The organism is Brachybacterium sp. Z12 (genome assembly GCF_014400405.1).
Taxonomy (GTDB): domain Bacteria; phylum Actinomycetota; class Actinomycetes; order Actinomycetales; family Dermabacteraceae; genus Brachybacterium.
On sequence record NZ_CP060496.1, the window covers coordinates 3,121,484 to 3,143,014 of the forward strand.

Genomic DNA, 21,531 nt, shown 5'->3' on the forward strand with positions numbered 1-21,531 from the left:
TGGGGCATGGGGGCTGGTCGGGGTCCAGCGCAACGTCTGGAATCGTCTTCGCGGCTGGGACGAGCGCATGCACACGTACGGTGGAGAAGATATCGATTTCGGCAAGCGTGCGCAGATGTACGGGGCGCGCATCGACTGGCTCGACGAGCCCGGCGTTGCCATGTACCACGTATGGCATCCGTCTTCTGGTGCGAGCGCGTCCAGATCACCGAAAGCCGTGGCTGCAATCACCGAGAATCGTCGCATCCACACGGAGGACAAGACATTCGCTCGAAATCGGGTCGGGGCGAGGTATCTCCCCACCGACTTGCCACCTCTCGTATCGATTCTCTTCGACGCCAGTGACGCAGACGCACGATGCATGCAGACCTTAAGCTCGATTCTCGGGCAGACCATTCAGGAAATCGAGATCCTGGTGACCGACCACAGCTTGCTCGACGAGCGAGATCCCAGGATAAAGATCACGGAAGCCGACGTCGCCCCCGAAGGAACCTTCGTTGCGACCGCTCGCCCTGGTGAGATCTGGGCTGACGACTTTTTGGAACGGCTGCTCGATGTATGGAAGCCTGGGGTGGGGCTCCTCTCAACTTCAGCCGCCGAACTTCTACTGGATGATGCTGGCACACCAGTGACACCGCTACGACCTGTGAAGAGCGGAGCACCATGTCCGCGGTCGACCCTCGTTCGGACGGAATTGGTCCATTCTTGGCCCCGTGCGACAGCCCCAGGTTGGGTCGAGACGCTTCGCCACGTCGTAGCTGCTGCCGGCGCGGATTGGGTGGTCCGGCCAGAGGTGCTTCACGCCACTGTTCGCACACTGGCTGACGAAGAGGCCTCAAAAAGCGAACAGGAGTCGTGCGACTCTCTGCTGCTGGGAACAATGGAGCGTTGCGGGATTGCAGTGCCGAAAATTCCGGAACCGGTGTCCCGGGGCCTAGGCATCCGCGCAAATGCCGCTCTCTATGGCAGGCGAATCGCCTTACACGTGGAGACAATTGGATCGTCAGAGATTACCGATTCGCTCGGGCTCGTAGGGGACGACTCCTGGGAATCGTCGATGATCTGCACGCGTGCGGGCGCAGTTCTTCGTCGGGAACACCTCTGGACAGGGACCGACCTCCGGTACGCACTCCGTGCTGAATCCGAGCTCAAGGCCATGGGCGCCGAGGTGTCGATGAGCTACGCGGAGAACGCGCCGGTGCTGGACTCCCCAACCAGTCCCGCACTCCTGCTCGCACGTGCAGGAGAAGAAGCGTACGGTGACCGTCACCGCGACAGTCTCTGGCTCGCCGTGTGCGTGAGGGACCATGATTTCGAGACTACGCAACAAAAGCTGATGACTAAACCATCGGTGACAGTCGTGCTAGATCGAGTCGTCGTCGGCCCGGACGGGTCTACGCTCTGGCTTTTGGCGAGGTGCAGGGACAACGGCCTCTCCACCGCCTGGAAGACCGCCTCCGCACTTACCTCACACGGAAGCGTCTTCGTGGTCGAGGTCCCTGCGGAACGAAAAGCCGCCGAGGAGACACAATGAAGTTCACGATTCAGAATCAAGAGACGTCGACGTGGACTGAAATCTCTGCTGAGCGCACAGACTTCGACGGCTACCCGCCAATACCTCGCTTTCGCGTGAACTGGCCGACCGAGATTAGAAGCGTCGATCGATCTGCAGTCGCGACGTCTATCATCTTTGCGCCCTGGATCGCCGGGCGTAGCGACTATGAGAAGCCTATCTCTGCTCTGACGGCACAGCGCCTGCTCGAGTGGTTCCAACTACGTAATATTTGGACAGCGCCGGGCCCGGTCCGTACGGGCGGCTTACCTCTCCCCAGAGGCCATGAGCGCCTGCACCTCAGCGGAGACAGCAAGCCCATAGGTGAAATGTCCCTGGCAATCTTGCCCTCCGACTCTGGGAGCGGACGAATCGGTAACAGCGTCCATGTCGCTACGAATGCTGGCGTTCTCATGGATTTGGCACCCCGTCGAACCGACGCCCTGCTGATCCGGCTGGGCACGGCCGCGCTCCTCGCGGAGTCGCTTCAAGTCAACGAGATCATCGACCCCGAGTTTGCGGCTGAGGAACCAGAGGAGTTCCATCGAGCAGCTAGGCTTCTCGAGTGCACCGCGCTTGGACTTCGCAGTGCCTGAACCGGTACCCAATCGCTTGGTCGTCGCCTTCAACTTCCCGCCGTTCAACGACGGAAGCGCTGTCACCGTCGCGAAACGCATCATCGAGGTCGGCGAGCGTGTAGACGTAATTTCGGCGGATCTATCACGTGTCCGTTCCGTGGACCCCTCCCTTTCGGAGCTCGTCCACCCACTGGTCAACAGCATTCAACACCTCTCTGTCCCCATCAAGTTTGCAGACGAGACAAGCGTCCGCCCCTTTGTCACGAAGGGAATAAGTTCGCTACGAAGCAGGGCAAGAAATCCCTATACTTCGGTGTACTCGCGATCAATGTGGCCACACTCCCATTTTCTAGCGGCGCATACACGGACGAGTGGACTCGCCTTGGAGTGGGTCGCAGAATTTTCTGACCCGATACTCTGGCACGCAGATGCCACGCCTCGCCCGTCCAGCCGCGTAACACTTGACAATCATTCAGCAAAGATCCTCAGATCTGTGGGCGCTCAAGGTCAGCGGCTCCTCCAAGAGCGAGACTCGATCCTCGAGTGGGCACAATTCGTGCCCTTCTTGTTGGCTGACGAACTCGTTTTTACGAACAGCCAACAGCAGGAAATCATGATTGCGGACGCTCCTCTCTGGGCGCGAAAGTCCATTCAGGAGAGGTCACGCATCTCCCCTCACCCAACACTCCCTCGGCCTTATTACGAGACGGGCCCTGAAGCGCTACCCCAACCATCTTCGGACGGTTTTCGAATCGGCTACTTCGGCAACTTCTATCCGAACAGGGGTGGCGGCGAATTCCTAGAAGCGCTAAGCACGCTTGACCAGGATATCCGCCGGCGTATCCATCTGGACGTTTACACGAGCGACGCGTCTCCTCTACTCAAGGCCGCTCGGTCGCTAAAACTAGAGAGCCATGTCGACACGCGCCCGGCACTTCCGTTCAGCGCTTTCCTTCGCACTTCAGATACGTACGACGCGCTTCTCGTCAACGACATCGCCACATCGCCATTCGGCATCCCGTCACCCTTTTTGCCCTCGAAGTATTCGGACTACTCTGGCAGCTCGGCGCCCATCATGGCCATCGCCCTCGAAGGCAGTCCATTGGACATCCGCCCAGCTGCCTTCAAAGCCCGAACCGGAGATATTGACTCCATCCGCAGAATGCTTGTAGGGGCAGCTAGCTCTTCATAGACTCGGCGAAAAGGCTCGAGTCAGCATCCCGTTCTACACTCCAACGATCGGCAGGAAAATATGTACGCAGTGATGACCTGGGGCGAAAAAATGCCCACCACTTTTCCGCAAGAAACGCCCCAGAACTCAGGCAACATGGTTCACGCTCAAGCGCCATTCAAGATGTTCCCAAATTCCGTCGGCATGGATTACGGATACGGGGCCGAAGGTTACAAGTCTTTCGCGGAATTCGTCAATGACCGCTGCGAGGCGGTAATCATACCCTTCGCTAACACCCTTCGCACCGACCCCGCGCACGACGAGCGAGGCTTCTCCGTAGCGAAATCTCTGGACCAATTCACAGTTCCAGTGATTCCGTTCGGCCTCGGCGCTCAGGCTTCTGACTCAAACATCGATTCCGTTAACCTCGGCCCGGGGATGACATCCCTAGTGAGACGCCTCTCCGAGTCAACTCCTGCGGTCAGTGTTCGAGGCGAGTTCACGTACAATATTTTCAAGAAATATGGCAGCGTTGACAACGTGCACATTACCGGATGCCCGTCATTCTTTTCCCACCCGGAAGCTTTTGGACACCTGCGAGAGCGGATCAACAACGGGCCTACGTACGAAAATCTTAGTTTCGCAGGCAGTCTGCACCATCTCAAGGACCCGAAAGAGCAGCTCTACAGGGCGATCAGGCAAGACCTTTTTCTTGTGGAGCCGGTCAACGCAAAACTTCACCAATACTACGTCGATTCCATCGCCCACGGGGCAGAAGCAGAGTTGCCCTACTTCCTCAAGGGATTCTTGGCAGATCCGGAATGGAACACGTCAAGGCTCGCTGAGTACATCGCTCGACGATACAGGCTATTTCGCGATCTCGACTCGTGGATAGCCTTCAACCGCGAGTCGTCGGACGGTGCGATCGGCACCAGATTCCACGTGAACATGGCCAGCCTGATCAGTGGGCTCCCCGCCGTATGGGTAATTCACGATTCGCGTACGGAAGAGCTCTGCGACAAACTCTCGTTGCCCCACGTTTCGGTAGAGGAGACCCTACAGAAGCCATACCGCGAGATCATGGCTGAAGCGGACTACTCTTCAATGTTCCGCGATCTGCGGGAGAACTTCGACACTTTCAACTCGTTCTTACGTGCCTCGAGTCTTCCTGAGGTCGCTGCACCGACTCTGGACTGAAGCGCCGCCAGGACCGAGAAACTACGAGCGATGAGGCGTTCGTCCAGCGCAGGGGGCGAACGCTTCATCCCTCATCGGCAAGAGTATCTCTCCGTCGCACGAGCGAGTCTTACCTCAAGCACCGAAGTCAACGGGGCGCCCGGCGCCGGAGAACTTCCACTTGATCGCCCCGAGGGTGCGCTTTGCGGCGGCGCCGTCACCGTACGGATTCACGGCGTTCGCCATGCCTGCGTATGCCTCCTCCGAGTCGAGCAGCAGCGACACCTCGTCGACAAGTCGCTGCTTGTTCGTCCCGATGAGCTTCACCGTGCCAGCGACGACAGCCTCCGGGCGTTCCGTGTTTTCGCGCATCACGAGCACGGGCTTGCCCAGACTCGGTGCCTCCTCCTGCACGCCGCCGGAGTCGGTGAGCACCACGTCCGCAAGGCTAAGCACCTGGGTGAACTCGGCGTAGGCGAGCGGTTCGATGAGGTAGACGTTGTCGAGGTCCTCCACTGCCGGGCGGATCGCGGCACGGACTTTCGGGTTCTTGTGGATGGGGAACACCACGGCTAGGTCCGGGTACTTCCGGGCGAGTTCGGCGACTGCCTGGCCGATGTCCTCCATGGCGGAACCGAGGTTCTCACGACGGTGGGCGGTGACCAGCAGAACCCGCCCGGCCGTACCGGTTTCCTTCGCAGCGCGGAGGTCCTCGAGGCGCGGATCCTGGAAGGGGACGCGGAGGTTCTCGGTGGCGAACATGAGGGTGTCGATCACAGAATTGCCCGTGACGACGATGTCGTTCTCGCTGATGTCTTCCCGCGTGAGGTTACCCCTGCTGGTCGTCGTCGGGGCGAGGTGCAGGGCGGCGATCTGGCTGGTGAGCTTACGGTTCGCCTCCTCTGGGAAGGGCGAGTTGATGTCACCGGAGCGCAGGCCTGCCTCCAGGTGGATCACGGGAATCTGACGGTTGAACGAGGCGATGGCCGCGCCCATTACAGTCGACGTATCACCTTGCACGACGACCGCGTCGGGCGCTTCATTCTCGAGGATCACGTCCACTCCAGCGATCACCTTCGCAACAATGGTGTTGAGCGATTGACCCGCACTCATGATGTTCATGTCGTGGTCCGGCACGATCTCGAACATGGTGTTGACCTGGTCGAGCATCTCGCGATGCTGTCCCGTCACCACGGTGATGCTCTCGAGTTCTGGATCGGCCTCGATCGCCTTGATGATCGGGGCGACCTTGATCGCCTCGGGGCGCGTGCCGTAGATGGTCATGATGCGGAGTGTCATGAGTGTCGTCCTCGTTGGTCGGTGGTGGAGATGGTGGCAGTGGCGGAAGGTGCAGGTCTGGTGGCGGCACGGCGTCCACGCGGTTGCAGTGTGCCGGGGAAACTCTGTGCGCGCATTTGTAGCTCGAAGATCGAGGTGAACGGGTCGGGCTCAAGCTCCGGGACGTTATCTGGTGCTACGGGAGCGTGATCTTCCGGGAGAGTGAGTGCGGAGGCTGCCCGCTGTGCCTCACCGTGCTCGATCGCTTCACGGAGAATGCCCATTGCCTCGTCCTCGCGGTCGCGTGCCATGCGATACGTGAAGGAGCGATACATGGCGGAGACCTCCTTCGTGTCCCCGTCCATCACGACCCGGCCCCTCTCCATCCAGATCACGCGGGAGCACACGTTCTCGATTGCACGCGGTGCATGGTTCACCATGAACACGGTGCCGGCATTCTCCAGCAGTTCGTCCATCTTGGACTTGGAGCGCTTGGAGAATGTCGCGTCACCAGTGGAGAGCGCCTCGTCGACCATCAGGATCTTGGGCTGCGCCATCACGGAGATCGCGAACTTGAGGCGAGACGACATGCCTGAGGAGTACGTCCGCATCGGCAGGTCAACGGCTTCCCCGAGTGCGGAGAGTTCCGCGGCGTGAGGTACCAGCTCCTCCGCCTTCTCCGGGGACATTCCGAGAGCCAGAAACCCGAGCTTGATGTTCTCGGCTCCGGTGAGGTCGCTCATCAGCGCGGCGCTCACGCCCAATAGCTGGGGCCGGGCGCTGGTATAGACCGCTCCAGCTGTGGGCGGCTCCACCCCCGCCAGCATCCGCAGCAAGGTGGACTTCCCCGAGCCGTTCCGGCCGATGATCCCCACGAACTCGCCCTCACGCACCAGCAGGTCCACTCCCCTCACGGCGGAGACAGAGACCATGGAGCGACGAGTGGAAAGTTTGCCGAGCAGGCCTGGCCGCGGAGCCCGATCGGTGCGCGGAACCTTGTAGCGCATGCGCACCCGATGAGCGACGACCGTCAGCGGGGACTCTTCCGGGGCGACCCACAACGTGTCGTGATGATCGTCGTCCTCGGTCGGAGCCGGATCAGCCGAGCTCTCGTCCATAGCTCTCCTCCGCTCGCCAGAAGTAGATGAACCCGATCACCAGTATCCCGACTGCCGACACGATCGAGATCGTCCATGCCCGCAGATCGGGAACCTGGCCGTCGAGCAGGACAGTGCGCATCATGTCGATGATCTGGTAGAGCGGGTTGAGGGTCACGATGCTGAGCGCCGTCTCATTGTCCACGAACCGTTCGATCGGGAACATGACGCCGGAGCCGTACATCAGGAATCGGCTTACCACCCCGAGCACATTGGCCATGTCAGGGACATGGAACCCGATCCGCGCGGTGATGAGCATGAGGCCCAGGTTGAGCACCGTCTGGATCAGGAAGATCGGAATGACCAGCACCCAGGAGATCTGCGGGAGAGCGAACGGAGGGATCACCATGATGGCGAAGCACATCACCATTATCGTGAAGACAGCGGTCATCGTCGCCTGCAGCACGGCCGAGATCGGAATCGACGCCCGCGGGAACGTGAAGGCCTTGATCATCGCCTTGTTGCTGCGCAGCAAGCTCGTTCCGGAGGTGATCGACGTCGCCGTCGAGCGGTACAGAAGGATTCCGATGATCAGGAAGGCGGGATAGTTCTCCATACCCCGACCGATCTTGAGCACGAGCCCGAAGATGACGAAATAGAACGCCGCATCGATGAGCGGGCGGAGGAAGAGCCACACGTTCCCCAGATGCATCCGGGAGTTCTGGGTCGAGGCACGGTGCCGCGAGTCGTACCAGATGAAGTGACGCCGCTGCCAGAGCTGTTGAATGTACTCCCCCAGGGGTGGGCGTACGCCGATCCGCGCGAGTCCGCTCGGATCGAGGTTCTTCGCCTCGAGCGCGCGTTTCACATCGGAGGTGCTCTTCACCTCATTCACCACTGCGGTTCTCCTCGACCTTCTGGTGCAACGCGTTCGTGTACACCTGCTCATATCGTCTCACCAATGCACTCCAGGTACGTTCTCGGGCCATGCGCTGACCCTCGACGGAGTGACGCACACGAAGTTCGCCGTCGGCCGCCAGACCGGCGATCTCCTCGGCGAGCTGCTCCGCAGAGCCGGCCTTGATGAGAGTCGCGTGGAGAGCACCGTCCGGTCCCGTGACGGTCTCCCGCAGGGCAGGCAGGTCGCTAAGTATCACCGGGCGTCCCAGGGCGAGCGCCTCGATCGGCTTCTGCGGAGTGACGGAGCGGGAGACTGCGCGGTCCAGGCGGGGCACGGTCACCACGTCGAGCGACTCGACCCAGCGTCGCGCCTCAGCGGCCGGAACGCGTCCAGGGAGGTGCACACGATCCTGGATCCCGAGCTCACGAGCGAGGTCGGCGAGGCCGGGGCGGCGACGCCGTCTCCGACGAGAACCACGTGAAGGCGCTCGCGAAGCTCGGGATCGGTTTCGGGGCTGTGCAGCAGCTGGCCAGCGGCGCGGAGCACGGTCTCGAAGCCTTCATAGTCCACCAAGGCGCTCACTGCGCCCACGGCAAACGCATCGTCAGGCAGATCCAGGCCCACACGACGTCGAGCTTCGCCAACCGGGAGGTGGTCCGTCAGCAGACTCTCGTCAACCCCATTGGGGACCAGAGTGATGCGCGCGGGGTCCACGCCGCGCTCGATGAGCTGCTCGGCCATCGTGGCGCTCAGCGTCACCACCGCCGAGGCTGAGGCCGCCAGCTCCCCTTCTCGCGCGCGCACCAGCCGTACCTTCTCCGAGGCCTCGGCCGCGGCGCGCGCCTGTTCAGTGTGGCGGGCTGCGATCCAGGTCTGCTCCATCAGCCCGCGAACCTCCAGCACCCATGGGATGCCGGTCGCCTCACTGACCGCCTGGGCCACCATCGCGTTGCGGTAGTCGGTGGTGGCATGGAGGACATGGGGGCGCAGCTCACGCACGATGTTGAGTGCGGCTACGACCTCCTGCTCGAGGCGCCGCTGGGGGTCGCACCGAGTGAGGTAGGCAGGGTGCGGCGGTACTCGACTCCGTCAATAGTGTCGGAGCCCCCGGCAAGCACCTTTCCGATCATGACCGGGTAGCCGGTGCGGGTGAGCGCCACGGAGCGTACGCCGCCGTCGGCCAGGGTTCGAAGGATCCGGTGGGTGCGCAGGGAGTACCCGGACTGGGTGTGAGGCAAGGAGTTGGTGATCAGGTGCAGTACCCGCAGGTTCTCGCCCTCGGTACGACACGGGCTCAAGGCAACGTGCCCTTCGGGGATCGCTAGTCGGTGACCGGGTTGAAGAAGGTCCACCTCGCTCTGCAGGCGGCGCGCGTAGGCGGAGAATCCCTGACCGGCGGCCTCCAGGATCCCGACGGCCTCACTCATCTCGCCCCGCGACCAGGCGGAGCGCGCGCGGGTTGCGGCAGGCGCCTCATCGGAGAGCAGCTCGGGCCGGTCAAGGAGCAAGAGACCTCGCCGTGAAGGGTGGAGCGGGAGTGAGGGTCCATGGCGAGTCGACGCTGGGCGTCGTCGGATTCCCCCGCCATGAAGGCACCGAGCGCCGCGGCGCCAGCGAAGTCGGGCAGGGTCGCGGCGATGGTGCGGAGCAACCTCCCGGCCCGTATCCGGGCTACGAACGGCAGACGACGGCTCACTTGCACGACGAGGAGAGCGGGATCGTCCATCGCATGCTGGACGGCGGACTGGAGCAGGAGGCGCGCGTTGAGCGCCACGCGTCGAGTGCTGGGCACGGGCCTCCGCTCGGTCAGGGATCGACCGGCCGGCCGATGCGCTCCGGCGATCTTAGCGAGAGCTGGAAGAAGTGTGTCACTCCGCTGCTGGTGGACGTGACGTTCGTACCTTCTGGCGCAGCGGTGGGTCGATCGCACCTCAGGCCCCGCTTTCAATGCTCAATCGCCCCGGCGACCCTCTCCCGCAGCTCGATGAACTCCGGCAGTCGTCGCATCTCCTCGCCGAGCACCCGACCCGCCTGCGAGGAAAGCGTGACCTCCTGGTCCAGCACCACTCGTCCCGGCCGCGCGCTCATCACCAGTACCCGATCCCCCAGGAACACCGCCTCGTCCACGTCATGGGTGATGAAGAAGACCGTGCGGTGCTGCTTCCGCTGGATGCCCAGCAGATCTGCCTGCAGCCTGGCCCGCGTGATGGCGTCCAGCGCGCCGAACGGCTCGTCCATCAGGATCACGTCGGTCTCGTTGGCGAGCACCCGCGCGATCTGGGCGCGCTGCTGCATGCCGCCGGAGAGCTCGTACGGCTTCGCATCGCCGAAGTCGCCGAGCCCTACCAGGTCCAGGTACTCCTGGGCCTTCTCGTTGCGCTGCTTCTTGCCCACCTTGCGCATCCGCTTGCCGAGGGCCACGTTCTCGCGCACGGAGAACCAGGGGAACAGGTTCGGCTGTTGGAAGACCACCCCTCGCTCTGCGCCGGGCTCGGTGATCTTCTGCCCACGATACCGGGCGGTGCCGCCGGTGGGCTCGAGGAAGCCGGCGATGATCTTCAGCAGGGTGGTCTTTCCGCATCCGGACGGGCCGACGACGCACACGAACTGCCCTTGGGGAATGGTCAGGTCCGTCTCGGCGAGCGCGTGCACCACGTCCCCGGAATCGGTGACGAAGCGCTGCGAGACGCCATCGAGGGAGACGACGGCGGAGTCGAGGTCGGTGTGGAGCGTACTGTCGCTCATCGGGTGACCTCCTCTATCGCCTCACCGTAGGGCATCTCCTGGTACACGCCGTCCTCCGCGAGGGCGTCGATCCCGCTCTGCGTCTCGAGGAACTCCGCAGTGCTCGTCAGGGCCGTGGCGAGCCCGTCCCCACCGAAATACTCCGCGCCGGCCTGCTCCTCGAGTGTGGGATAGATGTACCCGTCCAGCAACTTCTCCGCGTCCTCCTGCTCCACGCCCAGCTGCACAGAGATCGAGGTCGCAGCGAGTTCGGGCTCCTCGTTGAGCAGACGCGTGCCCTCGGCCTGCACGAGCGTCCACATCCGCATGAACTCGGGATTCGCGGTGATGAAGGCATCGGTGCCAGCGATCAGGTCGAAGGTCGGAGCGCCCAGCCCGGCGCTGGCCTCGCTCGAGAGGATGGTGTGCCCCTGCTCGGCCAGCAGCTCGCTGAGAGTGGGCTCCCAGACCCACGCGGCATCGATCTCATCGCGCTGCCAGGCGGCGAGAATCGCGTCGGTCGCAAGGTTGATGACGCCCACCTCGTCGCTCAGCCCCTCCTCGCCCAGTGCGGTGAGCAGCGAGTAATGCGCCGTCGAGCCGAAGGGCACGCCGATCGTCTTGCCGGACATGTCGGCGAGCGACTCGATGCTCGGATCCTTCACAACCAGCGACTCCGCATCACCGATCACATCGCTGATCCAGATCACCTTGAGATCCTTGGACAGCGGCGGGGAAGCGGCCTTCACCACCGGGCTCGAGCCCACTTGCGAGATGTCCAGCGAGTCGGAGCCGAATGCCTGGATCACGTCGCCGCCGGAGTTCATCTTCAGCCAGGAGATGTTCGCCTCCGGCATGCAGGCCTCGAGCAGTTGGAGGTCCTTCACGACCAGGTCGCCATTGGGGATCGCCTGCCAGGCGATACGCGCCGAGGTGGTGATGCTCGGGTCCGGCTCGACCGGGCAGGTGAGTTCACCGGAGAAGTTGTCGGGATGAGTGGTGCGGCCGGACTGCACGCAGCCGCTGAGCGCGAGAATCACGCCGAGTGAGGCGGCGGCCAGGCGCAGCGCCGTGCCGCGCCGACGGGTCGGGGTCAGGGTGTTCACGGCGTTCAGACCTTTCCGTGCCACGGCACCAGGCGATCGCCGACCCATCGGATCGCGCCGTCGAGCGCGAGTGCGACGAAACCGATGACGATGATGCAGGCAATGGTGAGAGCAGTGTTGAGCTGGGTGCCGGAGATATAGGCGAGGCCGCCGATGCCGGGGATGCCGTTGTTGAGCTCCGCAGCGACGACAGTGGTCCAGGCGAACCCCACAGCCAGCCGCACCCCGGAGAAGATCGAGGCGGTGGCGGCCGGCAGCACCACGAATCGTGCCATCTGCGGGGAGCTGGCCCCCATGCTCCGGGCGGCGGAGAGGTAGTCCTCGCGCACGCCGCGCACGCCGTCGATAGTCGCGATGACGATCGGAGGGAAAGCGGCGAGGAAGAGCAGCAGGTACTTCGAGGTATCGCCGATGCCCACCCACACGATGATCAGGCCGATGTATCCCAGCGGCGGCAGCGCCCGCAGGAAGTTCAGGAATGGGGCGAAGGCCGTGTTCGCCGGCTCCCACATGCTCATCAGCGCCCCGAGAGCGATGCCCATCACCGCGGCGAGAGCGACTCCGACGCCGATGCGCTGGAGGGAGGCGATCAGGTGCTCCCAGAGGTAGTAGTTCTGCACGCCGCACACGGTGCGCCCGGAGTTCTCGTCGACGACCAGGCAGCGGTTGGCATCGATGAATGCCCCGAGCACGGCCTGGGGGCTCGGCAGATACAGCGGGTCGACGAGCTCGATCGCCGTGATCAGCCACCACAGGGCCAGCACGCCGAGCAGCACCCCGCCCTGCAGAAGGCGGTTGCGACGCATTCGTCGGGATCTGCCCCTTCTTGCGGCTCTCGCCACTCGCACTGAATGCTCTTTCTCGGTGGTCGTCGTCCCGAGGCCTGGTGGCGGTGGGGGCTCGGCGTCTGCCGTTCTCGCGCCGTCGTTCATGGGCTGCGTCAGCTCCCTCTCGTCTCGCCGAGTCGCTGGGAGGACATTACCCCGCAGAATTCGTGGCCACGTGTCGGATGGGACAGAAATCTGCTCTGACCGGTCAGGACCCGAGTTCGAGAACTTTTCGCGGCAGACTGTTACCCGATCGTTCACTACCATGCTGTGGTCGCGAACCCGACCCCGTGTCCACTGCCGGTAACGTCCTCCCCTTACGACGATCATCATGTGTGCCTGGTTCGCGCCGCGACCGGCCGAGCACTCGGCACACGACGAGGAGCACCCCGTGTCCGCACTGTTCGGCCTCTCCCTGATCGGGATCTTCTGTGTGATCGGTATGGCGCTGCGGCGCTGGATTCCCGCCCTGCGCACCAATATGGTCCCCGCCTTCGTGATCGCCGGGTTCCTCGGCGCGATCGCGATGAACGTCGGTCTCTCCGGGGTTCTCGAGGGTGTGGACCACGAGTTGTTCACGATGCTCACGGCGCAACTGTTCACCCTGTCCTTCATCTCGATCGGCCTCACCCCTCCGCCGACCAGCACGAAGGGCGATGGCGGCAAGACGCAGAAGGTGCTGCTGCGCGGTGCCTGGGCGATGGGTCTCACCTGGACCCTCGTGTTCTCGATCCAGGCCCTCATCGGGGTCGGCGTGGTCGCCGCCACCGGTCGCTTCGGCGGGATGGACCCGATCTACGGGTTCATGGTGCCGTTCGCCTTCGCACAGGGACCCGGCCAGGCCGTCACCTTCGCGGGGATCTTCGAGCAGCAGGGCTGGGACGATGCCGTGAACGTGGGCCTCGCCTTCGCCTCCGCCGGCTTCGCCGCCGCGTTCCTGGTGGGCGTGCCGCTGGCCAAATGGGGCATGAGCAAGGGCCTTGCCACGCACTCCATGGGCATCTCCGACTCGGTGGGCAAGGGCTACTTCCGCAAGGAGGAGGAGACGGAGTCGATGGGCACCGAGACCACGTTCTCCGGCAATATCGATACCCTCACCTTCCACTTCGCGATGATGGGGCTGGCCTACCTGCTCGCTCACGGGCTGGCCTGGATCTTCGGTCACCTCCCCGGGTTCGTGGGCGACACGATCAGCGGCATGATGTTCATGAACGGACTGCTCGCCGCGTACTTCCTGCGCTGGGTGCTGCGGAAGATCCGGGTCGAGCACCTCCTGGACCGGCAGATGCAGGCCAAGCTCACCGGCTTCACCACCGACTACGTCGTGGTCGCCTCCTTCTTGGCGGTGCAGGCCGCCGTGGTGGCCGCCTGGCTGGTCCCCATCCTGGTGACGGTCGTCCTGGTCACGGCAGTCACCGTGGCGCTGTGCTTCCTGATCGGTCAGCGCTACGGCAGCGATCACGACTTCGAGCGCACCATGGGCATGTTCGGCACCCTCACCGGCACGACTCCTACCGGCCTCGCCCTGGTGCGGATCCTCGATCCGCGCATGCGCACCACCACGATGGCTGAGATGGGGCTGATGAACCTCCCCGAGATGCTGTACATCCCGGCGATGCTCACCATCTCCGCCGCCTTCGCCGGCGAGCTCGGCCTGGGGGCCGCCGTCGGCGTGATGGCCGCGCTCACCGTCGCGTACTTCGTGATCATGCTGGTCACCCGAAGCTTCAGCACGCGCACCTGGACCCGCCGGGGAATGTCGATCAAAAGACCGCACGGGATCCCGAGCCGTCCATCACCCCTGACGCGCCCACCACTCAGCTCGCCACCCAGCACACCCCGCCCGCCTCGAACGAAGGACCTCATCGTGGAGACGCTCTACCACTCCGGCCGCATCCTCACGATGGTCGACCAGGACGATGCCCCCGAGGCGGTGCTGGTGCGCAACGGTCGCATCGCCGCCATCGGCCCACTGGTCGAGGTGCGCGCGCGAGCCTCAGCCGGCGCCGGCGCGGTGGACCTTGCCGGGCGCACCCTGATGCCGTCGTTCATCGACTCCCACGGCCATCTGCTCCAGCACGGCATGCTCGCCTCCCTCGTGGACCTCGAGAACGCCAGCAGCATCGAGGAGATCGTCACTGCCTTCCGCGACCGCCTCGCCCAGCGCGAAGCGGGTGATCACACGCCGCTCGTCGGGGCGAAGTACGACACTCAACTGCTGGCCGAGGGCCGCCACCCCACCCGCGCGGACCTCGACGCCGTCACCACCGCGCTGCCGGTCTTCGCCCTGCACCGCAGCATGCACGTGGCCGTCGGCAACTCCTTCCTCGTCGACGGTGCCGGTCTCACGCGCCGAGACGCCCGACCCCGAGGGCGGGCGCTTCGGCCGCTTTGCCGATGGCACGCCGGACGGGTACGTCGAGGAGCATCCGGCGATGTCGGCCTTCGCCGCGCTCCTCTCCCCGGCGGTGGAGGAGGGCTGCTGCCGGCCGGCATCGCCGATCCGCTGCGGGCCGCCGAGCTCGCCGTCGCCGACTACCTCCGCCACGGCATCACCACCGCCCAGGAGGGCGCCGCGGACCCCGCCACCATCGGAGGGCTCGTGGCCGCCGCCCGCGCCGAGGCACTCGGCCTGGACGTCGTCGTCTACCCCGTGGTGCAGCTCGGGACCACAGCCTTCGACGAGCATGCCGAGTTCGCAGGTGACTACGTCGGCCGGCTACGGCTGGGCGGCTACAAGATGATCCTCGACGGCTCGCCGCAGGCTCGTTCAGCGTGGATGAGCGAGCCCTATCAGCCGATCGAGGGCGATGAGGAGCCGGGCTGCGCCTACCCGATCCACAACCCGGAGGAGGTCGAGGCCTTCACCCGCGCCGTCGCCGAGCAGGGCCGTCAGCTCATCGTGCACTGCAACGGGGATGCCGCTGCGCAGCTGTGGGTCGAGACCGCCGAGCGCATCGGCGCCGAGCATCCGGCACTGCTCGAAGCGCGCCCGGTGATGATTCACGCCCAGACGGTGCGCGACGATCAGCTGGAGCGGATGGCGCCGCTGGGGATGATCGCCTCGATCTTCTCCTGCCACACCTGGTTCTGGGGCGATGTGCACCTGCGGAACTTCGGCCCCGAGCGCGGGCGCCGCGTCTCCCCTGCCCGCTCCGCCCTGGACCGCGGTGTGCGGGTCACCCTCCATCAGGACACCCCGGTCACTCCCCGGACATGATGCTGACCCTCTGGGCCGCCGTGAACCGGATCAGCCGCACCGGGCAGCCCGTCGGCCCCGAGCAGCGGATCTCGACCTGGGAGGCGCTGCGCGCCGTCACCTGCGAGGCCGCCTACCAGTACGGTGAGGAGGACTCCAAGGGGCAGATCCGCGAGGGGATGCGGGCGGACCTGGTGATCCTCTCCGCTGATCCGCTCGCGAGCGCACCGCAGGACCTGCGAGACATCGCAGTGCTCGAGACGATCAAGGACGGCGAGGTCGTGTTCCGGGCTTGAGCCTCACTCGATGATCTCGTCCTGCCCAGTCCTTCGCAGCTCCGCCAGCCCCTCCTCCATCGCCCGCACGCTCTCCTCGCTGTGCCGGGGCCAGTCTTCGAGCTCGCGCACCACGCGCACCGGTTCGGTGCTGCGGTAAGAGCGGGTGGGGTTGCCGGGGAGACGCTTGTCGGTGACGTTCGGATCGTCCTCGAGCTGGCCCGTCGGCTCCACGACGTAGACCCGGGGCTCTCCGTCGCCGCGCGCGAGCTGCGCGCCCCAGGCCGCGGCGTGCATCGTCTGGGTGAGATACACGTGCCGCAGCGGGGCGTCGTCGCGGTAGTTCGAGGGCTGCACCGGGGTGAGGAGCTCGCCCGGGGCCAGGACGGACCTGGTGCCGTGGAGGTAGAAACCCTCCTCGTACACCTCGAAGGGGACTGGCTCGCTCATCGCGTCCTCGCTCTCCGCCGGGCCCTCGCCCGGCCGGCCCTCATCCTCCTGCATGCGGACCCCTCGCGCACCGTCGTGCGGGAATCCCCCACCCCACGTTGGGGCCCGCCCCATCGTCCCCGCATCGCGGCCTCTCGTAGCCTTCCGGCATGACGTTCGCCGGGATCCTCGCCTTCTTCGGGCTCGCCGTGGTGACGATGGACGTGCTGGGCGGCGTCATCGCGATCGGCGTCATGCTGCGCGGCGGCACGGTGCGACACCTGCTCGCCTTCGTCGGCGGGTACACGGTGATCATCATCGCGGCGACCCTGATCCTGCGCCCGCTGCTGGCGCTGCTGAACCGCTGGCTGCGGCCCGTGCTGGATTCCCACAATGCGATCGGCGCCGTCGAGCTCGTGGTGGGGCTCGCCCTGGCCGCCTTCAGCGTCCACCAGTTCCGGGCCGCGTCCCGGCCGCCCGTGTCGCGCGGCCGGCTCGAGCAACGCTCCACCCCGCAGCGGCTGGACACCGCTCCGCTGGTGCTCGCGGGCGTCGGCTTCTCGGCGACGGCACTGGCCGATCCCGGGTTCACGATCGCCGTCGGCATGGCCTCCCAGGAACAGAACCTCCTGCGCCATGTGGCGCTGCTGGTGCTATGGAACCTCGTCTATCAGCTGCCGCTGGTCGCCGTGCTCACAGCTGCCGCGTTCGGCCAGCACGAGCAGCTCGTCACGCGGGTCATGGAGGTCCTCGGCCCCCGGCGCCGCGCCCTGCAGACCACGCTCGCCGCCCTGCTCGCCCTCGCGGGCATCGCCGTGCTCGGCGACGGCGTGATCGCCCTGCTCAGCGAACACGTGCCGTGGCTGCGCCAGCTGCTCCTGCTGCGGTGAGGGCAGGGCCGCGGCGGCCCCGGGGAAGCTCGAGACCATACTTCTCGCCGCTTTAAAGTATGGCCTTCGGCCCACGGGCCCCTTCGCCATACTTTTCGCGCCTCTAAAGTATGGTCACGCGCCGCGCGGCACCTCCGCCATACTTTCGCGGGCGCGCACCGCACCTCTCCCGCGCGAGGCGACGCGCCAGCAGTGCAGAGTCCCCCGTCGGCCCCACCGCGATCGGCCGTACGCGAGCCCAGGTTCCGACCACCCAGTAACGATTACGCTCAAGGCATCCCCACCCGATGCCGTGCCCGCCGCTCGCCCAGGAGGAACCGTGCGTCTCGAACGCATCTATGACGAGGACCTCTCCCAGACCAGCTACCTGATCGCCTGCCAGGCCAGCGGTGAGGCGCTGGTGGTGGATCCGCGGCGCGACATTCAGCAGTACCTGGATCTCGCCGCGCAGCACGGCCTGCGGATCACCGCGGTCGCCGAGACGCACCTGCACGCCGACTTCCTCTCCGGCACGCGTGAGCTGGCCGCCGCCACCGGCGCGACCGCCTACGTGCCCGGCACCGGCGGTGAGGACTGGCAGTACGGCTTCGAGGCCGAGCGCCTCAGCGACCATGACGCGATCCAGCTGGGCCGCATCACCGTCACCGCCCGCCACACCCCGGGCCACACCCCCGAGCACCTCAGCTACCTGGTCACCGACGGCGCCTTCGCCGACGAGCCCGGCTACATCCTCACCGGCGACTTCGTGTTCTCCGGCGACCTGGGCCGGCCGGACCTGCTGGACGAGGCCGTGGGCATGCAGGACACCCGCTTCACCGGGGCGAAGCAGCTGTTCGCCTCGCTGAAGAACGTGTTCCTCACCCTGCCGGACCATGTGCAGGTGTTCCCCGGCCACGGCTCCGGCTCGGCCTGCGGCAAGGCCATCGGCGCGCTGCCCTCCACCACCGTGGGCTACGAGCGGCACTTCGCCTGGTGGGGCAAGCACCTGAAGAACGATGACGAACAGGGCTTCATCGACGAGCTGCTGGACGGCCAGCCCGACGCCCACGCCTACTTCGCCCGGATGAAGCACCAGAACCAGGAGGGCCCCGCCCTGCTCGGCGAGCGCGTGATGCCGCGCGAGATCTCGGCCGAGGAGCTGGCGCGCGGCCTCGAGAGCGGCACGCTCGCCCTGATCGACACCCGCCCCGTGGACCAGGTCCATGCCGGCACCGTGCCCGGAGCGCTTCACCTCCCGATGCTCAGCAAAGCTGCCGGTCACATCGCCTGGGCCTTCGACCCAGACACCGATGATGCGGAGCTGGTGGTCCTCGCCGAGGATGCCGAGCGCGCCGCGGAGTACGGAGACCACTTCGTGCGCGTCGGCGTCGACTCGCTGCTCGGCTACGTGCCCTCGCTCGAGGGTCTGCCGAGCACGGTGCCGTCGGTGATCTCCCCGCCGAGCTGGAGCGACAGCGCCGCGAAGGGACGGCACCGCCGCTGCTGGACGTGCGCACCCGCAACGAGCACGCCGCTGGCACGATCCCCGGAGCGCAGCAGCTCTCCGCCGGGAAGGTGCTGTTCCACCAGGCCGAGCTGCCCGCACCGGAGGCCGGGCCGATCATGACCTTCTGCCAGTCCGGGCTGCGCAACACCGTCGCCGCCTCCGCCCTGCGCCGCGCCGGCTTCGACGTCACCGAGCTGGAGGGCAGCTACGCCGCCTGGGACCGCTGGAGAACCGATCACACGGAGACCACGCCCACCGAGAGGAACCTCTGACATGTGCCGAGCCACCACCTGCCGCACCTGCGGCAAGACCACCTGGGCCGGCTGCGGCCATCACATCGAACAGGCGCTCGCCAGCGTGCCCGCCGGCGAGCGCTGCCCCGGTCACGCCGAGGTCGCGCCCACGAAGGGATTCTTCGCACGGCTGCTGGGACGGTGAGAACTACACGTGCGGGCTCGGAGCCGAGCAGCCAGACTGAAGTGCGCGTGACGCCGAGGCGGGTGAGGCGGCGAGGTCGGAACCGTTCTGGTGGCCATACCGGCACCGTAGCGAGCACCTCTCGCTGTCATACCGACTTATCCGCCGTGGCGTCCGGGGCTCCGGAGGATGGCGACGATCGCTGTCCACTCGTCGGTCCTGGCCCGTGATGGATCCGGCCTCGGTCCCGTCCGATCGGTCCAGGCTCTTCTGAACGGCTCGCCGCCATGCCAGCGTGGCCCCTACCACACCACGGCGCAGCGGCCCCGCGGAAGCCCTGCGGGACGCGCCCGCCTCGGGAGCACTGATCAAGGAGAGTCATGAGCGAGAACCAGAAGCACCACACCGATCCCGATCCCCTCCGGCCCTCTCAAGCCGAAGGCGAGGCGGAGGACACCGACGACAGCTCCGCGGAGACGCCGATCGAGGGCGTCCAGGGAGAGAACAGGCAGGCGGATCCGCTCCGTCCCTCCAAGGCGGAGGGCGGATCGGAGCAGGGTGCCGCCTCGAAGCACGACTCAGGCGGCTCCTGACCGCATGAGGCGCCGGGGCGGCGCCGAGCCTCCGACGCCGCCGCAGGAGGGGCTTCCCGATGTCCTTCCCGAGGTCCCGAGTCAAGCCGCGAGGGCGGTCGGCTCAGGTGTAGGGGTGGTGATTGGATGCCGGTAGGTGCCGTCGCGGAGCATTGCGAAGATGACGCTGCAGCGGCGACGGGCTGACCTCGGGCTTTCATCGTTGAGTTGTCCGGGTGGTGTCACGTCGACTGAGATTCGGCGCAGCTCACGTGCCGCAGACCTTCGCTAGTGCGGCGAGCATCAACCCTGCCAGCCTCCCGCCTCAGCGGCTCTCGATCGTCACCGGCTCGACCGGCGCACGCCCGTCGTGCCGCAGCGACAGCAGCCCACCCACCACGAACGTGACGATGACGCCGAGCAGCGGGTACCACTGCCAGGCCACCCACACCTCGCCGATCACGTACTTCTCCATCACGAAGAAGAACGCGTTGATCGCGACCGCGATCACGAAGGCGATGTTGGCGTCGGCGGCGCGGGCGCGCTTGTTGACGATGCCGAACATGAACGCGCCGAGCAGCCCGCCGTACGTGATGCCGGCGACGCCGAGGGCGAGCACCACGATGCTGCCCTCGTCGGAGCGGAAGATCGTGGCTGGCGCGATGAAGGCCAGGCCCCAGCCGATGGTGGCCCAGCGGCCGATCCGCAGGCCCTGCTGGTCGGTCATCGGGGTGCGGCGCAGCTTCCCCACCACGTCGGTGACGGTCGAGGAGGACAGCGCCGACAGCGAGGAGGACAGGGTGGACATGGCGGCGGCGAGGATGCCGGCCAGCAGCAGCCCGGACAGGCCCGGGGGCAGGGCCTCGATGATGAACAGCGGGAAGATCTCGTCATCACGGGTGAGGCCCAGCTCGGCCGGGGCCACGCCCTGGTAGTAGCCCCACAGGGCCAGGCCCACCACGAGGAAGATCGCGAACTGCACCGTGACGATCACGCCGGAGACGATGATCGCCTTCTGCGCCTCGACCTTGGAGCGGCAGGCCAGCAGGCGCTGCACCACGATCTGGTCCGAGCCGTGGGAGGCCATCGCGAACACGGCGCCGCCCAGCACGGAGGCGAGGAAGGAGTCATCCGCGCTGAGCGGGTTCCCGCTCCACACCAGCAGCTGGGTCTTGCCGGCCTCGGCCGCCTCCCCCAGCCAGCCCATCCCGATCGTGGAGGCGACGAGGACGATCGCGATCAGACCGCCGACCACGTAGAGCAGCATCTGCACCACGTCCACCCACACCACCGCGGTGATCCCGCCGATGAAGGTATACAGGATCGTCACCACCGACAGGATCACGGTGATCGCGAAGTAGGAGAGGTCCACGCCGAGCCCGTCGAGGATGACCTTCAGCGGGATCGCGGCGGCGAGCACCCGGATCCCGTCGGCCAGCAGGCGGGTGAGCAGGAACGTGACCCCGGCGGTGGTCTGCGTGGAGCTGCCGAAGCGTTTGCCGAGGTAGGCGTAGGCGGTGACCATCTCGCCGTCGTAGTAGCGCGGCAACATGAAGAACGCGACCACGATGCGGCCCAGGATGTAGCCGATCCCCAGCTGCAGGTAGGAGAGGTTCCCCAGGTAGCTCATCGCCGGGATGCCGATGACGGTCAGGGCGCTGGTCTCGGTGGCGACCACCGACAGGCACACCGCCCACCAGGGCAGGTTCCGCCCGCCCAGGAAGTAGTCCTTCAGCCCGGTCTGCTTACCGCTGAGCTTCAGGCCCAGCCAGGCGGTGGCGATCAGGTAGGCGGCGATCACCAGGAGGTCGATGGTCTGCATGGGAGCTCTCCTTCGAGGTCGTCCTCGGACG

17 protein-coding genes and 3 pseudogenes are annotated in these 21,531 nt (G+C 65.8%); 9 read left to right on the forward strand and 11 right to left on the reverse strand.

The features are described 5' to 3' along the window. The first annotated feature begins 67 nt into the window (after nucleotides 1–67). Genes H3H54_RS16520 through H3H54_RS16535 form a run of 4 tightly spaced genes read left to right on the forward strand, consistent with a single transcriptional unit; the run spans nucleotide 68 to nucleotide 4,498 of the window. Nucleotides 68–1,534 (forward strand): hypothetical protein, encoded by a 1,467-nt coding sequence (locus H3H54_RS16520; RefSeq protein WP_262424712.1) that lies wholly within the window; start codon nucleotides 68–70, stop codon nucleotides 1,532–1,534. Beyond that, the gene (locus tag H3H54_RS16525) at nucleotides 1,531–2,148 is read left to right on the forward strand and encodes a hypothetical protein (protein ID WP_262424713.1); all 618 of its coding nucleotides are present in this window, start codon (nucleotides 1,531–1,533) and stop codon (nucleotides 2,146–2,148) included. Before H3H54_RS16520 ends, H3H54_RS16525 begins: the two co-directional genes overlap by 4 nt. Nucleotides 2,149–2,164: 16 nt before the next feature. Further along, a complete protein-coding gene (locus H3H54_RS16530; RefSeq protein WP_262424714.1) occupies nucleotides 2,165–3,322 on the forward strand; it encodes a hypothetical protein in 1,158 nt (385 codons plus the stop codon). Between the two features lie 60 nt (nucleotides 3,323–3,382). Further along, nucleotides 3,383–4,498, forward strand: coding sequence for a polysaccharide pyruvyl transferase family protein (locus H3H54_RS16535; RefSeq protein WP_262424715.1), 1,116 nt, complete (start codon nucleotides 3,383–3,385; stop codon nucleotides 4,496–4,498). 114 nt (nucleotides 4,499–4,612) lie between these two features. Here H3H54_RS16535 and wecB read toward each other — a convergent pair whose 3' ends face one another. The 9 genes and pseudogenes from wecB to H3H54_RS16580 all read right to left on the reverse strand — a co-directional run bounded on the left by wecB (nucleotide 4,613) and on the right by H3H54_RS16580 (nucleotide 12,389). Further along, nucleotides 4,613–5,776, reverse strand: a complete 1,164-nt coding sequence (wecB, locus tag H3H54_RS16540; RefSeq protein WP_262424716.1) for a non-hydrolyzing UDP-N-acetylglucosamine 2-epimerase — start codon at nucleotides 5,774–5,776, stop codon at nucleotides 4,613–4,615. Next, nucleotides 5,773–6,660: an ABC transporter ATP-binding protein gene (locus H3H54_RS16545; protein WP_262424717.1), complete on the reverse strand. Its 888-nt coding sequence runs from the start codon at nucleotides 6,658–6,660 to the stop codon at nucleotides 5,773–5,775. The genes wecB and H3H54_RS16545 overlap by 4 nt, the downstream gene beginning before the upstream one ends. A 193-nt stretch (nucleotides 6,661–6,853) precedes the next feature. Further along, the gene (locus H3H54_RS16550) at nucleotides 6,854–7,747 is read right to left on the reverse strand and encodes an ABC transporter permease (RefSeq protein WP_262424718.1); all 894 of its coding nucleotides are present in this window, start codon (nucleotides 7,745–7,747) and stop codon (nucleotides 6,854–6,856) included. Beyond that, nucleotides 7,740–8,156, reverse strand: coding sequence for a glycosyltransferase (locus H3H54_RS16555; RefSeq protein ID WP_262424719.1), 417 nt, complete (start codon nucleotides 8,154–8,156; stop codon nucleotides 7,740–7,742). The genes H3H54_RS16550 and H3H54_RS16555 overlap by 8 nt, the downstream gene beginning before the upstream one ends. Next, a pseudogene (locus H3H54_RS16560) lies at nucleotides 8,090–8,776 on the reverse strand (glycosyltransferase); the annotation flags it as partial. The pseudogene H3H54_RS16560 and the gene H3H54_RS16555, both read right to left, overlap by 67 nt. Continuing rightward, a complete protein-coding gene (locus H3H54_RS16565; protein ID WP_262424720.1) occupies nucleotides 8,767–9,180 on the reverse strand; it encodes a hypothetical protein in 414 nt (137 codons plus the stop codon). The gene H3H54_RS16565 and the pseudogene H3H54_RS16560, both read right to left, overlap by 10 nt. A 517-nt stretch (nucleotides 9,181–9,697) precedes the next feature. Next, complete coding sequence (locus tag H3H54_RS16570) at nucleotides 9,698–10,498, reverse strand: ABC transporter ATP-binding protein (RefSeq protein ID WP_262424721.1); 801 nt, start codon at nucleotides 10,496–10,498, stop codon at nucleotides 9,698–9,700. Then, complete coding sequence (locus H3H54_RS16575) at nucleotides 10,495–11,583, reverse strand: ABC transporter substrate-binding protein (RefSeq protein WP_262424722.1); 1,089 nt, start codon at nucleotides 11,581–11,583, stop codon at nucleotides 10,495–10,497. Before H3H54_RS16575 ends, H3H54_RS16570 begins: the two co-directional genes overlap by 4 nt. A gap of 5 nt (nucleotides 11,584–11,588) precedes the next feature. After that, the gene (locus H3H54_RS16580; protein WP_262424723.1) at nucleotides 11,589–12,389 is read right to left on the reverse strand and encodes an ABC transporter permease; all 801 of its coding nucleotides are present in this window, start codon (nucleotides 12,387–12,389) and stop codon (nucleotides 11,589–11,591) included. 352 nt (nucleotides 12,390–12,741) lie between these two features. Here H3H54_RS16580 and H3H54_RS16585 point away from each other — a divergent pair. Continuing rightward, nucleotides 12,742–15,905, forward strand: a pseudogene (locus tag H3H54_RS16585) (amidohydrolase family protein). A gap of 3 nt (nucleotides 15,906–15,908) precedes the next feature. Here H3H54_RS16585 and arr read toward each other — a convergent pair. Then, the gene (arr, locus tag H3H54_RS16590; RefSeq protein WP_262426519.1) at nucleotides 15,909–16,334 is read right to left on the reverse strand and encodes an NAD(+)--rifampin ADP-ribosyltransferase; all 426 of its coding nucleotides are present in this window, start codon (nucleotides 16,332–16,334) and stop codon (nucleotides 15,909–15,911) included. Nucleotides 16,335–16,483: 149 nt separating this feature from the next. On the opposite strand from arr, the gene H3H54_RS16595 reads away from it, so the two are divergent. The 4 genes and pseudogenes from H3H54_RS16595 (at nucleotide 16,484) to H3H54_RS16610 (ending at nucleotide 19,699) form a co-directional block, all read left to right on the forward strand. Continuing rightward, complete coding sequence (locus H3H54_RS16595; protein WP_262424724.1) at nucleotides 16,484–17,203, forward strand: hypothetical protein; 720 nt, start codon at nucleotides 16,484–16,486, stop codon at nucleotides 17,201–17,203. A 319-nt stretch (nucleotides 17,204–17,522) separates the two neighbouring features. After that, nucleotides 17,523–18,961, forward strand: a pseudogene (locus H3H54_RS16600) (rhodanese-like domain-containing protein). 1 nt (nucleotide 18,962) lies between these two features. Next, nucleotides 18,963–19,127 carry a hypothetical protein gene (locus H3H54_RS16605; RefSeq protein WP_262424725.1) on the forward strand — a complete coding sequence of 55 codons (165 nt, stop codon included), beginning with the start codon at nucleotides 18,963–18,965 and terminating at the stop codon, nucleotides 19,125–19,127. Between the two features lie 359 nt (nucleotides 19,128–19,486). After that, complete coding sequence (locus H3H54_RS16610; protein WP_262424726.1) at nucleotides 19,487–19,699, forward strand: hypothetical protein; 213 nt, start codon at nucleotides 19,487–19,489, stop codon at nucleotides 19,697–19,699. Nucleotides 19,700–20,003: 304 nt separating this feature from the next. On the opposite strand, the gene H3H54_RS16615 is transcribed toward H3H54_RS16610, so the two are convergent. Continuing rightward, a complete protein-coding gene (locus H3H54_RS16615) occupies nucleotides 20,004–21,500 on the reverse strand; it encodes a sodium:solute symporter (RefSeq protein ID WP_262424727.1) in 1,497 nt (498 codons plus the stop codon). Nucleotides 21,501–21,531: the final 31 nt, after the last annotated feature.